Source organism: Mycobacterium sp. (assembly GCF_035506235.1).
Lineage (GTDB): Bacteria > Actinomycetota > Actinomycetes > Mycobacteriales > Mycobacteriaceae > Mycobacterium.
The window spans coordinates 1-14019 of record NZ_DATJPU010000187.1 but is presented as its reverse complement, the minus strand read 5'-3'; the positions used below and the strand labels follow the sequence as shown (position 1 = coordinate 14019).

Annotated in this window: 12 protein-coding genes and 1 pseudogene; 8 read left to right on the top strand and 5 right to left on the bottom strand. The window is 72.0% G+C overall.

Annotated elements, in window-relative coordinates; genetic code table 11:
- Positions 1-18: 18 nt before the first annotated feature.
- Genes cofD through VMD50_RS17655 form a run of 4 tightly spaced genes read left to right on the top strand, consistent with a single transcriptional unit; the run spans position 19 to position 4503 of the window.
- A complete protein-coding gene (gene cofD / locus VMD50_RS17670) occupies positions 19-1014 on the top strand; it encodes a 2-phospho-L-lactate transferase (RefSeq protein ID WP_325429093.1) in 996 nt (331 codons plus the stop codon).
- Positions 1011-2351 (top strand): coenzyme F420-0:L-glutamate ligase, encoded by a 1341-nt coding sequence (locus VMD50_RS17665; protein ID WP_325429091.1) that lies wholly within the window; start codon positions 1011-1013, stop codon positions 2349-2351. Before cofD ends, VMD50_RS17665 begins: the two co-directional genes overlap by 4 nt.
- 11 nt (positions 2352-2362) lie before the next feature.
- On the top strand, positions 2363-3946 hold the full coding sequence (locus VMD50_RS17660) for a class I SAM-dependent methyltransferase (protein ID WP_325429089.1): 1584 nt from the start codon (positions 2363-2365) through the stop codon (positions 3944-3946).
- Positions 3889-4503 (top strand): NUDIX hydrolase, encoded by a 615-nt coding sequence (locus VMD50_RS17655; protein WP_414686103.1) that lies wholly within the window; start codon positions 3889-3891, stop codon positions 4501-4503. The genes VMD50_RS17660 and VMD50_RS17655 overlap by 58 nt, the downstream gene beginning before the upstream one ends.
- Before the next feature lie 14 nt (positions 4504-4517).
- Here the strand turns inward: VMD50_RS17655 and VMD50_RS17650 are convergent, their stop codons facing one another.
- The 4 genes from VMD50_RS17650 to rfbD all read right to left on the bottom strand — a co-directional run bounded on the left by VMD50_RS17650 (position 4518) and on the right by rfbD (position 8360).
- A complete protein-coding gene (locus VMD50_RS17650) occupies positions 4518-5366 on the bottom strand; it encodes a hypothetical protein (protein WP_325429087.1) in 849 nt (282 codons plus the stop codon).
- Between the two features lie 112 nt (positions 5367-5478).
- Positions 5479-6555 (bottom strand): mannose-1-phosphate guanylyltransferase, encoded by a 1077-nt coding sequence (gene manB, locus VMD50_RS17645; protein ID WP_325429085.1) that lies wholly within the window; start codon positions 6553-6555, stop codon positions 5479-5481.
- A gap of 1 nt (position 6556) precedes the next feature.
- Entirely contained in the window at positions 6557-7456 is a 900-nt protein-coding gene (locus VMD50_RS17640) for a glycosyltransferase family 2 protein (protein WP_325429083.1), read from the bottom strand.
- Entirely contained in the window at positions 7449-8360 is a 912-nt protein-coding gene (gene rfbD / locus VMD50_RS17635) for a dTDP-4-dehydrorhamnose reductase (RefSeq protein ID WP_325429081.1), read from the bottom strand. The genes VMD50_RS17640 and rfbD overlap by 8 nt, the downstream gene beginning before the upstream one ends.
- A 74-nt stretch (positions 8361-8434) precedes the next feature.
- On the opposite strand from rfbD, the gene VMD50_RS17630 reads away from it, so the two are divergent.
- Both VMD50_RS17630 and VMD50_RS17625 read left to right on the top strand, forming a co-directional pair.
- Positions 8435-9922 carry an LCP family protein gene (locus tag VMD50_RS17630; protein WP_414686102.1) on the top strand — a complete coding sequence of 496 codons (1488 nt, stop codon included), beginning with the start codon at positions 8435-8437 and terminating at the stop codon, positions 9920-9922.
- A complete protein-coding gene (locus tag VMD50_RS17625; RefSeq protein WP_325429077.1) occupies positions 9910-10623 on the top strand; it encodes a TIGR03089 family protein in 714 nt (237 codons plus the stop codon). The genes VMD50_RS17630 and VMD50_RS17625 overlap by 13 nt, the downstream gene beginning before the upstream one ends.
- A 13-nt stretch (positions 10624-10636) precedes the next feature.
- On the opposite strand, the gene VMD50_RS17620 is transcribed toward VMD50_RS17625, so the two are convergent.
- Positions 10637-12082, bottom strand: a complete 1446-nt coding sequence (locus VMD50_RS17620; protein ID WP_325429075.1) for a WS/DGAT/MGAT family O-acyltransferase — start codon at positions 12080-12082, stop codon at positions 10637-10639.
- Between the two features lie 255 nt (positions 12083-12337).
- Between VMD50_RS17620 and VMD50_RS17615 the strand changes: the two genes are divergently transcribed.
- Complete coding sequence (locus tag VMD50_RS17615) at positions 12338-12613, top strand: DUF1490 family protein (protein WP_325429169.1); 276 nt, start codon at positions 12338-12340, stop codon at positions 12611-12613.
- Positions 12614-12671: 58 nt separating this feature from the next.
- A pseudogene (locus tag VMD50_RS17610) lies at positions 12672-14019 on the top strand (heavy metal translocating P-type ATPase); the annotation flags it as partial.

Below are 14019 nucleotides of genomic sequence, written 5' to 3'. Positions count from 1 at the left end.
GAGCCCTGTGAAGGTCAAGTGAAGGTCACCGTCTTGGTGGGTGGGGTTGGCGGCGCCCGTTTCCTGCTGGGGGTTCAACAGCTGCTCGGGCTGGGTCAGTTCCAAACGCAACAGCGCCCATCAACCGACAGCCACGAGCTGACCGCGATCGTCAACGTCGGCGATGACGCCTGGATCCACGGGTTGCGCGTCTGTCCGGATTTGGACACCTGCATGTACACCTTAGGTGGAGGCGTCGACCCGGAGCGCGGGTGGGGTCACCGCGACGAAACCTGGCACGCCAAGGAGGAATTGGCGCGCTACGGCGTGCAGCCCGACTGGTTCCAGCTCGGCGACCGCGACTTGGGCACCCACCTGGTGCGCACCCAGATGCTGAACGCGGGCTACCCGCTGTCGCAGATCACCACCGCGCTGTGCGATCGCTGGCAACCGGGCGCGCGACTGCTGCCGGCCACCGACGACCGCTGTGAAACCCACGTCGTGATCACCGATCCGGCCGACGGCGGCCGCCGGGCGATCCACTTCCAGGAGTGGTGGGTGCGCTACCGCGCGCAGGTGCCCACGCACAGCTTCGCGTTCGTCGGCGCCGAAAAGGCAAGCGCCGCAGCCGAAGCGGTGTCGGCCATCGCCGATGCCGACGTCATCCTGCTGGCGCCGTCCAACCCGGTGGTCAGCGTCGGGGCCATCCTCGCCGTCCCGGGCATCCGCGGGGCGCTGCGGGCGGCCCGCGGCCCGGTCGTCGGCTACTCCCCGATCATCGGCGGAAAGCCGTTGCGCGGCATGGCCGATGCCTGCCTGTCCGTGATCGGGGTGCAGTCCACCGCCGAGGCGGTCGGCCGGCATTTCGGGGCGCGGGTCGGCACCGGGATCCTGGACGGCTGGCTGGTCCACGAGGGCGACGAGGCCGGCATCGAGGGGGTGGCCGTGCGCGCGGTGCCGCTGTTGATGAGCGACCCCGGGGCGACGGCCGAGATGGTCGCCGCCGGGCTGGAGCTTGCGGGCGTGGCCCGGTGAGCGAGCACGGCACCGCGGCCACCGTCGAGATCCTGCCCGTCGCCGGGCTCCCCGAGTTCCGGCCCGGTGACGACCTGGGCGCGGCCGTCGCCGCGGCGGCGCCCTGGCTGCGCGACGGGGACGTCGTGGTGGTGACCAGCAAAGTGGTGTCCAAGTGCGAGGGGCGCCTGGTGCCGGCCCCCCAGGATGGCGAGCAGCGCGATCGGCTGCGCCGCAAGCTCGTCGAAGACGAGGCGGTGCGCGTGCTGGCGCGCAAGGGCCGAACCCTGATCACCGAGAACCGGCTCGGTCTGGTCCAGGCCGCCGCCGGCGTGGACGGGTCCAACGTCGGCCGCGACGAGCTGGCGCTGCTGCCGGTCGACCCCGACGCCAGCGCCGCGACGCTGCGCGCCGGGCTGCGCGAGCGCCTCGGCGTCGACGTCGCCGTCGTCGTCACCGACACGATGGGCCGTGCCTGGCGCAACGGCCAGACCGACGCGGCCGTCGGTGCGGCCGGTCTTCGGGTGCTGCACGGCTATTCCGGGGCAGTCGATGCGCACGGCAACGAGCTGGTGGTCACCGAGATCGCCATCGCCGACGAGGTCGCGGCCGCGGCCGATCTGGTCAAGGGCAAACTGACCGCGGTGCCGGTGGCCGTGGTGCGCGGGCTTTCCGTGACCGACGACGGTTCGACGGCCCGGCAGTTGCTGCGGCCCGGCGAGGAAGACCTGTTCTGGCTCGGCACCGCCGAGGCCCTCGACCTGGGCCGCCGGCAGGCCCAGCTGTTGCGCCGGTCGGTGCGACGGTTCAGCGCCCGGCCCGTGCCGCCGGGACTGATCGAGGAGGCCGTCGCCGAGGCCCTCACCGCGCCGGCCCCCCACCACACCCGGCCGGTCCGGTTCGTGTGGTTGCAGACGCCGGCCACGCGGATGAGGCTGCTCGACCGCATGAAGGACAAGTGGCGCTCCGACCTCGCCGGTGACGGCCGGCCCGCCGATTCGATCGACCGGCGGGTGGCGCGCGGGCAGATCCTCTACGACGCACCGGAAGTGGTGATCCCGTTCCTGGTCCCCGAGGGCGCCCACGTCTATCCCGATGCGGCCCGCACCGGCGCCGAGCACACCATGTTCACGGTCGCGGTCGGCGCGGCCGTGCAGGCCCTGCTGGTCGCGCTGGCGGTGCGCGGGGTGGGCAGCTGCTGGATCGGCTCGACGATCTTTGCCGCCGAGCTGGTCGGCGCCGAACTCCGGCTGCCCGCCGACTGGGAGCCGTTGGGCGCCATCGCGATCGGCTACGCCGAGGAGCCCGCCGGGCCGCGCGACGCGGGAGACCCCGGGGATTTGTTGATCCGCAAGTGATACTTGAGGCCATGGGTTTCGCGGGCAAGACGCCGGCGTCGGCCGACAAGGTCCGCGGCGGCTACTACACGCCGGCCCCGGTGGCCCGGTTCCTGGCCCGCTGGGTCCGCGAGGCCGGTCCGCGGATCGTCGAGCCCTCCTGCGGCGACGGCCAGATTTTGCGCGAGCTCGCCAAGCTCGGCAGCCGGGCGCACGGCGTGGAGCTGGTCGCGCGGGAGGCGGCCAAGTCCCGGCGGTTCGCTCCCGTCGACGCCGAAAACCTGTTCACCTGGCTGGCCCGCGCGGAGGCGGGCGGCTGGGACGGCGCCGCGGGCAACCCGCCCTACATCCGGTTCGGCAACTGGGCCGCCGGCGAGCGGGAACCCGCCCTGGAACTCATGCGCCGCGAGGGTTTGCGCCCCAGCAGGCTCACCAACGCCTGGGTCCCGTTCGTCGTCGCCAGCACGCTCTTGGTGCGCGACGGCGGGCGGGTGGGCCTGGTGCTCCCGGCCGAGCTGTTGCAGGTCGGCTATGCCGCCCAGCTGCGCGAGTATCTGCTGAGCCGCTTTTCCGAGATCACGCTGCTGACGTTCGAGCGGTTGGTGTTCGACGGCATCCTGCAGGAGGTCGTGGTGTTCTGCGGCGTCGTCGGCGCGGGTCCCGCGCGAATACGGACGGTCCATCTCCGCGACGCCGCCGCTCTGGCCGGCGCGGACCTGGGCGTGCCGCATCTTCCTTCAGCGCCTGCCCTGCTGCACGAAGAGGAGAAGTGGACCAAGTACTTCCTGGACCCCGCCGCGATCCGGATGCTGCGCACGCTCAGGCAGTCACACGCCATGACCCGGCTCGGATCCGTCGCCGAGGTGGACGTGGGAATCGTGACGGGCCGCAACAGCTTTTTCACGCTCACCGACGCCCAAGCCGCCGACCTCGCGCTGCGGCGCCACTGCGTGCCGCTGGTCTCGCGCAGCGCGCAGCTGTCCGGGCTGGTCTACGACGCCGACTGCCGGGCAAGCGACGTCGCCGCCGGCCACCGGACCTGGCTGCTCAACGCGCCGGCCGAGCCGGGCGACGCCGCCCTGGTCGCGCACATCGGCGCCGGTGAGGCGGCCGGCGTGCACCGCGGCTACAAGTGCTCGATCCGCGAGCCGTGGTGGGTCACCCCCTCGCTGTGGATCCCCGACCTGTTCCTGCTGCGCCAGATCCACCGGGCCCCGCGGCTGACCGTCAACGCGGCGGCCGCGACGAGCACCGACACCGTGCACCGGGTGCGGCTTGCGCCCGGTGTCGAACCGGGCGCGCTGGCCGCGGTGTTCCACAACAGCGTGACGTTCGCCTTCTCCGAAATCCTCGGCCGCAGCTACGGCGGGGGCGTCTTGGAGCTGGAGCCCGCGGAAGCCGAGCAGCTTCCCCTTCCCGCGCCGCGGCACGCCGGCGCCGAACTCGCCTGCGACGTCGACCTGCTCTTGCGGGCCAACGAGATCGACAAGGCGCTCGACCTCGTCGACCGTCAGGTCCTGATCGACGGGCTCGGCCTGTCCGCCGAGGTGGTCGGGGCATGCCGCGCGGCCTGGGTTTCGCTGCGGGATCGCCGGACGAGGCGCGGATCCCGTTGAGCCTCCGCGAATCCGCGATCTCGCTGCTGAGCGACTGGCGGGCCCCCGGCCCGGCGCAGGATTCGCTGCGGCACGCCGTGCTGGCCTTCGTGCACGGCCGCCCCGACGCCTGCCGCCGCGAGTGCGTGCCGGGCCACGTCACGGCGTCGGCGCTGGTGCTCGACCACACCGCTTCGCAGGTGCTGCTGACGTTGCACCCGCGGCTGGGCCGGTGGGTGCAGCTGGGCGGGCACTGCGACGACGACGACGCCGACGTCGTCGCGGCGGCGTTGCGCGAGGCCACCGAGGAATCCGGTGTCGCCGGCCTGCGCATCGATCCCAGGCTGGCCGCCGTGCACGTCCACCCCGTCACCTGCTCGCTGGGCGTGCCGACGCGCCACTTGGACCTGCAATTCGTGGTGCACGCGCCGGCCGGCGCGCGGATCGCCATCAGCGACGAGTCCGACGACCTGCGGTGGTGGCCGGCCGATGCGCTGCCGCACGGAACCGACCACGCCCTGGCGTATCTGGTGGCTCGCGCCAACGAAATCGACGCCAGCGCGGAAAAGTGCGAGTAACCCGAACGCTGACGTCAATCTCGGCGATAGCCGCGGCGGACGAGGGCCTCGCGCGCACGGCGGACAATCTCGTCGGGCCGATGCTCGGCGACGACCCGGATCACGGTCCAGCCCAGGTCGGCGAACTTCGCCAGCCGGTCGATGTCCTTGACGAATTGCCTTCGGTCGGTGCGGTGTTGGTCGCCGTCATACTCCAGGGCGACCATGTAGTCCTCCCAGCCCATATCCAGCAAACCGACTAATCGCCAGCCGTCGTTCACCGGTATCTGCGTAGTCGGTTTCGGCAGGCCGGCGTCGATGAGGAGCAGCCGCAGCCAGCTTTCCCTCGGCGAGGCGGCGCCGCCGTCCACCAGGGGCAGCACATCTGTAAGCCGTCGCAAACCACGTGCGCCTTTGTACCGCTTCGCCAAGATGGAGACATCCTCGAATGAGAACGGCTTCGCACGCATCAGCGCGTCGAGTCGCGCCAGCGCGGGACCGCGCGGCAGGTGGCGACCGAGGTCGAAGGCGGTGCGGGCGACGGATGTCACCGGCAGCCGCTTGATGGCGGTCACTTCGTCGGCAGCCAGCGTTTCGTTGCGCACGATCAGCCCGCGCTGGGGCCGGGCGTTCTTCGAGACGAGCTCAACGGGCGTGTCCGCGCCGACCCACCGCGCACCGTGCAGAGCGGAGGCCGCGGCCCCCGCGATCACCGCCCGCCGGCGCGACCAGAGCCAGGCGCCGAGGATTCGGTCATCCAGCGACGGCTCGTGCCGCTTCGGGATGTAGACATCGCGAAAGATCGGCCGATACCACCGGCGCAGCTGGTATTCGGTCAACGTGGCGGCTGCGATCGCTTCGCCGCCTAAGAACACCTCCCCCATGAGGAGATGGTGGACGGGACCACCGACAGGTTCACCGAAATCGACGCCAGCGCGAAGAAGTTCGAGTGGGCGTCACGGTAGCGTCGATCTCGGCGGAAAGAGGGGCCTTGGCTCAGACGTCGCTCGAGTAGCGGATCCCGCCGTCGGGGATGGAGACACCGGGCCAGACCCGGGCGCCGCGCAGCAGCTCGCAGCGGGCGCCGATGTCGGCGCCGTCGCCGATCACCCCGTCGCGGATCAGCGCCCGAGGACCGATGCGCACGCCGAAGCCGATGATCGAGCGCTCGATCACGCTGCCGGCCTCGACCTTGGCGCCGTCGAAAATGACCGCCCCGTCCAGCCGGACGCCGGGGCCGATCTCGGCGCCGCGCCCGACGACCGTGCCGCCGACCAGCACCGCGCCCGGCGCCACCGCCGCACCGTCGTGCACCAGCTGTTCGCCGCGGTGGCCGTGCAGGGCCGGCGACGGGGCGATCCCGCGGACCAGGTCCGCCGATCCGCGGACGAAGTCTTCCGGGGTGCCCATATCGCGCCAGTAGGTGGCGTCGACGTAGCCGCAGACCTTGACGTCGGCGTCGGAGAGCAGGGCCGGGAACACCTCGCGCTCCACCGAGACCTCGCGGCCCCTGGGGATCCGGTCGATGACGGCGCGTTCGAAGACATAGCAGCCGGCGTTGATCTGGTCGGTCGGCGGATCCTGGGTCTTCTCGAGAAACGCCGTGACGCGGCCGTTTTCGGTGGGCACGCAGCCGAACGCCCGCGGGTCGCCCACGCGCACCAGGTGCAGGGTGACGTCGGCGCGCTCGTCCTCATGGAATTCGAGCAGCTGACCCAGGTCGGCGCCGGACAACACGTCGCCGTTGAACACCATCACGGTGTCGTGACGCAGGTGGCCGGCGACGTTGGCGATGCCGCCGCCGGTGCCCAGCGGACTCTCCTCGGTCACGTATTCCATCTGCAGGCCCAGCTTGGAGCCGTCGCCGAATTCGGCCTCGAACACCTGGGGCTGATATGACGTGCTCAGGATGACGTGCCCGATGCCGGCCGCGGCGATCCGCGACAGCAGGTGGGTCAGGAACGGCAGCCCGGCGGTGGGCAGCATCGGCTTCGGGGCCGAGAGCGTCAGCGGCCGCAGCCGGGTGCCCTTGCCCCCCACCAGGACCACGGCGTCGACGTCAGGGCCTGCCACTTCAGGGCCCTCCTTCCGCCAGGTTCCGTTTCCGGCTGCGCAGCGAACTGCGCACCATCAGGCGCGAACGCGCCGCCAACGAGGCCCGCAGCGTCCAGCGCAGCGGCGCGCGCCACCGACCGGAATTCCGATCGGCCAAGAATAAATACGTGCTTTTGTGATGGGCCGCAAGGTGGCTCGCCGGGTCGTGTCCGGTGGAGTGACCCTTGTGGTGCAGGACTTCCGCGGACGGCACGTAGACGCTCAGCCAGCCCGCCTTGCCCAGCCGGTCGCCCAGGTCGACGTCCTCCATGTACATGAAGTAGCGCTCGTCGAAGCCGCCGACCTGGCTGAAGGCCGACCGCCGCACCAGCAGGCACGACCCCGACAACCAGCCCACCGCCCGTTCGCTGGGCTCCAGCCGCTCCTGGCGGTATGCCGCCGTCCACGGGTTGGCCTTCCAGAACGGCCCGATCACCGCGTGCATGCCGCCGCGGATCAGGCTGGGCAGGTGGCGCGCCGACGGATACACCGACCCGTCCGGATCCCGGATGAGCGGGCCCAGGGCGCCGGCGTGCGGCCAGCGGGTGGCGGCGTCCAGCAGGGCGTCGATGCTGCCCGGGCCCCACTGCACGTCGGGGTTGGCCACGATCACCCAGTCGTCGTCGACCCCACCAACCTCGGACAGCTGCGCCACCGCGCGGTTCACGGCCGTCCCATACCCGAGGTTGGCCCCGGTCTCGAAGAGCCGCACGTTCGGGTAGCGCTCGACCGCGGCCTGCGGGGTTCCGTCGGTGGAGCCGTTGTCGGCCAAAAGCACGCTGACGGGGCGCTCGGTGGCCAGCGACAAGGAGGCCAGGAACCGCTCCAGGTGCGGGCCCGGCGAGTAGGTCACCGTCACGACCGGCAGGATGTCAGTCACGCGTAGAGGGTAACGGTCGGTCACTGCCCGCTGCGGCCAGCGCCGCGACAAGCGCAGCGCGCCAGGGTCTTAGCGGCGTCAGGCCCGCCGCGGCGGACTCCCGGGAGCCCAGCGCGGAGTAGGTCGGCCGCGGCGCCGGGCGCGGAAACTCATCGGTGCTGACGGGCCGCACCCGCTCGGGGTCGGCGCCGGACTCCTCGAACACCGCGCGGGCCTGCTCGAAGCGGGACACCGCACCCTCGTTGGCGGCGTGCAGGATGGGGCCGGGCACGCCCTCGTCGGCGACCTGCAGCAGCGCGACGGCCAGGTCGGCCACGTAGGTCGGAGACCCGACCTGGTCGTCGACGACGTTCACCGGTCCGTCCCCGGCGGCCAGGCGGCGCATGACGGCGACGAAGTCCTTGCCGGTTCCGCCGGTGTAGAGCCAGGCGGTCCGGACGATTATCCCGTCCCGGGCCCCCGGCAGCGCCGCCAGGACGGCGTTTTCGCCGGCGAGCTTGCTCAGCCCGTAGACGCCGCGCGCGTCGGTTTCGTCGCTCGGCTCGTAGGGTCGGGGCGGCCCGCCGTCAAAGTTGCCGCTGAAGACGTAGTCGGTGGAGACGTGGATCAGGCGGGCGCCGACCCGCGCGCACGCCCGCGCGAGGATTTCCGGCCCGGTCGCGTTGACCGCGTATGCGCGTGCCTGGTCGCTCTCGGCGCCGTCGACGTCGGTGTAGGCCGCGCAGTTGATGACCACGTCGCCGTTGCGGATGATCCGTTCGGCCGCCGCCGGGTCGGTGATGTCCCACTGCGCCGACGCCAGCGCGAGCACCTCGCGCCCCCGCTCGCTCGCCAGCGCGGCCAAACAGCTGCCCAGTTGCCCCCCGGCTCCAGTGATCGCGATTCTTTCCGACCTGCCCGACATGTGTCGAGTTTGGCACGGCGCGGGCACGCCGCCCCCGGCTACCCGCGAAGCGGCTGTGTCGCAAGTAACCTAGTGTGATGCCTGTGCAACGTGTGCTTCGTGTGGTTGCCAGTGTCCTGACCACCGCGGTCGTCGTCGGCACCGGAATGGCCTGGGGCAATGTCCGGTCCTTCGAGGACGGCATCTTCCACATGTCCGCGCCCTCGCTGGGCAAGGGCGGCGACGACGGCGCGATCGACATCCTGCTGGTCGGGCTGGACAGCCGCACCGATGCGCACGGCAACCCGCTGTCCCAGGAGGAGCTGGCCACCCTGCGGGCCGGCGACGAGGAAGCCACCAACACCGACACGATCATCCTGATCCGGATACCGAACAACGGGAAGTCGGCCACCGCGATCTCGATCCCCCGGGACTCCTACGTCGCGGCCCCCGGCCTGGGCAAGACCAAGATCAACGGCGTCTACGGCCAGACCAGGGAGGCCAAGCGGGCCAGCCTCGTCAAGGCCGGCGCTTCCGCCGCCGAAGCGGCGGCCCAGGGCACCGAGGCCGGCCGCGAGGCCCTGATCAAGACCGTCGCCGACCTCACCGGCGTCACCGTCGACCACTACGCCGAGATCGGCCTGCTCGGTTTCGCGTTGATCACCGACGCGCTCGGCGGCGTCGACGTCTGCCTCAAACAGCCTGTTTTCGAACCGCTTTCGGGCGCCGACTTCCCGGCCGGACAGCAACGGCTCGACGGCCCGGAGGCGCTCAGCTTCGTGCGCCAGCGCCACGACCTGCCGCGCGGCGACCTGGACCGCGTGGTGCGCCAGCAGGTGGTGATGGCGTCGCTGGCCCACCGGGTCATCTCCGGCAAGACGCTGTCCAGCCCCACCACGCTGCGCCGGCTGGAGGCGGCCGTCCAGCGCTCGGTGGTGATCTCCTCGGGTTGGGACGTCATGGATTTCGTCCAGCAGATGCAGAAGCTGGCCGGCGGCAACGTCGCCTTCGCCACCGTCCCGGTGCTCGACGGGGCCGGCTGGAGCGACGACGGCATGCAAAGCGTGGTGCGGGTGGACCCGCACCAGGTACAGGAGTGGGTCGCCGGCCTGCTGCACGACCAGGCCCAGGGCAAGACCGAGGAACTGGCCTACACCCCGGCGAAGACCACCGCCAGCGTGGTCAACGACACCGACATCAACGGCCTGGCGGCGTCGGTGTCAGAGGTGTTGAGCGCCAAGGGATTCGCCACCGGCACCGTCGGCAACAATGACGGCGGCCACGTCAAGAGCAGCCAGGTGCGCGCCGCCAAGACCGACGACCTCGGCGCGCAGGAGGTCGCCAAGGAGCTCGGCGGCCTGCCGGTCGTCGCCGACCCCTCCCTGCCGCCCGGCTCGGTCCGGGTGGTGCTGGCCAACGACTACACCGGGCCCGGCTCGGGGCTGTCGGGCGGCGGCGGCTCCGCCGTGTCCGCCCGGGTGTCGAACGCCGGGGCCTTCCCGGCACCGGGGGCCGACCCGAACGTGCCGCCGCCGTCGCCGATCCTCACCGCCGGCTCCGACAAGCCCGAGTGCATCAACTGAGCACGCTCGCCGGCGCCATCCTGGACCCGATGCTGCGGGACGACCCGGTCGGCCCGCGCATCACCTACTACGACGACGCGACCGGCGAGCGGATCGAGTTGTCCGCGGCGACCCTGGCCAACTGGGCCGCCAAGACCGGCAACCTGTTGCGCGACGAGCTGGGCGCCAGCCCGGAAAGCCGGGTCGCGATCCTGCTGCCGGCGCACTGGCAGACGGCGGCCGTCCTGTTCGGGGTGTGGTGGATCGGGGCCGAGGCGGTGCTCGACGGCCCCGCCGACCTGGCGCTGTGCACCGCGGAGCGGCTCGACGAGGCGGACGAAACGGGCGCCGGCGAGGTGGCGGTGCTGTCGCTGGACCCGTTCGGCCGGCCGGCACCGGACGTGCCGATCGGCGTGACCGACTACGCCACCGCCGTGCGGGTCCACGCCGACCAGATCGTCGGCGAACGCCGCCCGGGTCCCGCGCTGGCCGGACGCTCGGTGGACGAGGTCCTGGCCGATTGCCGAAGATCCGCCGCCGCAAGGGGATTGACGGCCGCGGACCGGGTGCTGTCCAGCGCGTCCTGGACGCGACCCGGCGATCTGGTGGACGGCCTGCTGGCAATCCTGGCCGCCGGCGCGTCGCTAGTGCAGGTGGCCAACCCCGACCCGGCGGCGCTGCAGCGCAGGATCGAGACGGAAAAGGTCACCCGGGTCCTCTAGGGCCCGGCGAGCGTCACATGCGGCGTCGTCGCGGGCCGCGGCGCCCACCGCGTCGCGTCCGCCCGATCCGGTGGAAGGCGTCGAGCAGATCGAGTTCGCGGCCGAGGGCATCGGCGAGCGTGTCGATCCGGGGAACGGCGCGGCGGCAGCCCGTCAATCCGAACGAGACCTGGTGATTGATGCTCGTGCAGGTGATGTTGAGGGCCTGGCCGTCGGCCACGACCGACAGCGGGTACAGCGCATCGAAGCGGGCGCCGTTCCAGTACAGCGGGTCCTCGGGTCCCCGGACGTTGGAGATCATCACGTTCGGCGGGCGAAGCGGTCCGGCCGCGCGGCCCAGCGCGACGGCGAGCGCGAGCGGGGTGGCGCCGAGCGCGCTCATCGCCAGCACCTGCGTCCGGGTTCGGCCCGCCAACGCCGCCTTTCCCTCGCGCATGCTGGCCTGCACGGCCGCCAGCCGCTCGGCGGGGTCGGCCAGGTGTGTGCCCAGGCAGCAGGCCAGCGTCCCGATCTTGTTGCCCGGCACCGGGTCTGGCGCGCCGAAGGGTTCGTCGCCACGCAGCGAGACAGGCACGGTCGCCATCAGCGACGAGCCCGGCAGCGCGTGCCGGGCGAGAAGATAGCGGCGCAGCGCCCCTCCGCACATGGCGAGCACGACGTCGTTGAGGGTCGCGTCGGTGTGCTTGGCGACCAGCCGCAGCCGATCGATCGCGAAGCTGCGGCCGGCGAAGGACCGGGCGCCCTCGATCGACACATTGAACGGCGTGCGCGGGGCGGTCAGGGTCAGCGGACCGCCGCGCCGGCGCGCCGCCCGCCACGCCGTGTCGGCCAGCGCCGGCGGAACGCTCGCCAGGTCGCGGGCCGCGGCGAACACCCGCCGGGCGGCGGCCAAGGGCCCGACGCCGGGGGCCGGCGCGTTTGCGCCGGCGTTCGGTGCGCGCCCGGTCACCTCCCACAGGGCCGGCATCCCGCGCCGATCGGGGTCCGGGCCGACGGTTTGCCGCAGCAGGTGCATCGTCGAGACGCCGTCGGCCAGCGCATGGTGGATCTTCAGGTAGAGGGCGTACTGACCGTCTCCGAGGCCTTCGATCACATGCATTCGCCACAGCGGGCGGGACCGGTCCAGCGTTTCGGCGTGCAGCTCGGACACCGTGTCCCACAGCAGGTTTCGGGCGCCCGGCCGCGGCAGCGCGCTGACCCGGACGTGGTAATCCAGGTCGACCGCGGCGTCGGTGTGCCAATACCACTGACCGAGCGAACCAACCGAGCGGCGCGGCCGCCGCCGCCACAGCGGTGCCACCCGATCGCGATCCACGGCGGCGGCGAACGCGTCTCGCGCAAAGCTCGGGCCGGCGCCGTCCGGCGGGCTCAGCAGCGCGAGCGCGCCCACGTGCATCGGCCGGTTGGCCGTCTCGGCGGCCAGGAACACCGCATCTGCGGGCGCAATGGGAAAAGCCATGAACGGCAGCACCTTTCGGTAAACCGAAATGTCCCGCCGCGCGGTTGTCCCTCCCACGGAACATGGGGTATCGATTGCCGCCACCTGCTAGACGGCAGAGCCCGCCGATGAGTGACGAGCGCCCGTTAACCATAGGCTCAATGCCGGGGGTGGGCAATGGTCAACGGCCGAAGACGCATGTTGATATCGCAATATTTCAATGTTAACGTCGTGCGAGCATGGGCCGACGCGGCAATGACTGGAGGGTTTGAGGCGATGGCGGTGTACGGGCTCTTGGCGAAGGCGGCGGGGACGGTGGTCACCGGCCTGGTCGGCGTGACGGCCTACGAGGTGGTGCGCAAGGCCATGGCCAAGGCGCCACTGCACGAGACCGCGGTGTCGGCCGCGGAACTGGGGCTGCGCGGCACCCGCAAGGCCGAGGAGGCCGCCGAGTCGGCGCGCCTCAAGCTCGCCGACGTCATGGCCGAGGCCCGCGAGCGCATCGGCGAGGAAGCGCCCACTCCGTCGGTCGCCGACACCCACGAGCACTGATCGCTTGACACAGGCGGAAGGCCCCGCGCTGCAGGTGCTTTCGGATGCGGCCGGGCGCATGCGGGTGTCGGTCGGGTGGGTGCGCGGCGACCCCCGGCGTGCCGTGGCGGTCGAGGAGGCCGTAGCGGCCATAGCCCAGCAGCAGGGCGTGCGCGCCGTGCACGCCTACCCGCGCACCGGTTCGGTGGTCGTCTGGTATTCGCCCCGGCGCGGCGACCGCCAAGCGGTGCTGGACGCGATCGGCGGTGCCGCGCACGTCGCCGCCGAGCTGATCCCGGCGCGCGCGCCGCATTCGTCGGAGATCCGCAACGCCGACGTGCTGCGCATGGTGATCGGCGGCGCGGCGCTGGCCCTGCTCGGCGTGCGCCGCTACGTGTTCGCCCGGCCGCCGCTGCTCGGCCCGAGCGGCCGGCTGTTCGCCACCGGGGTCACCGTCTTCACCGGCTACCCCTTCCTGCGCGGCGCTCTGCGCTCGCTGCGCTCGGGCCGGGCCGGCACCGACGCGCTCGTCTCGGCGGCCACCGTGGCGAGCCTGGTGTTGCGGGAGAACGTCGTCGCCCTGACCGTGCTGTGGCTGCTCAACATCGGCGAGTACCTGCAGGACCTCACCCTGCGGCGGACCCGGCGGGCCATCTCCGAATTGCTGCGCGGCAGCCAGGACACCGCGTGGATCCGGCTGACGGACGGCCAAGAGGTTCAGGTGCCCATCGACAGCGTGCAGATCGGCGACGAGGTGGTGGTCCACGACCACGTGGCGATACCGGTGGACGGCGAGGTGGTCGACGGCGAGGCCATCGTCGACCAGTCCGCGGTCACCGGCGAAAACCTGCCCGTCAGCGTCACGGTCGACTCGCGGGTGCACGCCGGCTCGGTCGTGGTGCGCGGACGCCTCGTGGTGCGCGCCCGCGCCGTCGGCAACCAGACCACCATCGGCCGCATCATCGCCCGGGTCGAGGAGGCCCAGCACGACCGGGCGCCGATCGAGACGGTCGGCGAAAACTTCTCCCGCCGTTTCGTTCCCACCTCGTTGATCGTCTCGGCCGTCACCCTGGCCGTCACCGGCGACGTCCGCCGGGCGATGACCATGCTGCTGATCGCGTGCCCGTGCGCGGTGGGCCTGGCCACCCCGACGGCGATCAGCGCCGCGATCGGCAACGGCGCGCGGCGCGGCATCCTGATCAAGGGCGGCTCGTACCTGGAGGCGGCCGGGCGGGTAGACGCCGTCGTGTTCGACAAGACCGGCACCCTGACCGTCGGCCGGCCTGTGGTGACCAACGTGGTCTCCTTCGACCCCGCCTGGGAACCCGAGCAGGTCCTCGCCTACGCCGCCAGCTCGGAGGGTCCACTCCCGCCACCCGCTGGCCCAGGCGGTGATCCGCTCCACCGTCGAGCGGCACCTCGCGATC

What these genes read in the sequence shown, in the direction of transcription:
- VMD50_RS17660 (WP_325429089.1), top strand. Translation starts at nt 2,363, where the DNA reads ATGGGTTTCGCGGGCAAGACGCCGGCGTCGGCCGACAAGGTCCGCGGC.
- VMD50_RS17655 (WP_414686103.1), top strand. Translation starts at nt 3,889, where the DNA reads ATGCCGCGCGGCCTGGGTTTCGCTGCGGGATCGCCGGACGAGGCGCGG.
- VMD50_RS17650 (WP_325429087.1), bottom strand. Translation starts at nt 5,366, where the DNA reads ATGGGGGAGGTGTTCTTAGGCGGCGAAGCGATCGCAGCCGCCACGTTG.
- rfbD (WP_325429081.1), bottom strand. Translation starts at nt 8,360, where the DNA reads ATGTCGGGCAGGTCGGAAAGAATCGCGATCACTGGAGCCGGGGGGCAA.
- VMD50_RS17620 (WP_325429075.1), bottom strand. Translation starts at nt 12,082, where the DNA reads ATGGCTTTTCCCATTGCGCCCGCAGATGCGGTGTTCCTGGCCGCCGAG.
- VMD50_RS17615 (WP_325429169.1), top strand. Translation starts at nt 12,338, where the DNA reads ATGGCGGTGTACGGGCTCTTGGCGAAGGCGGCGGGGACGGTGGTCACC.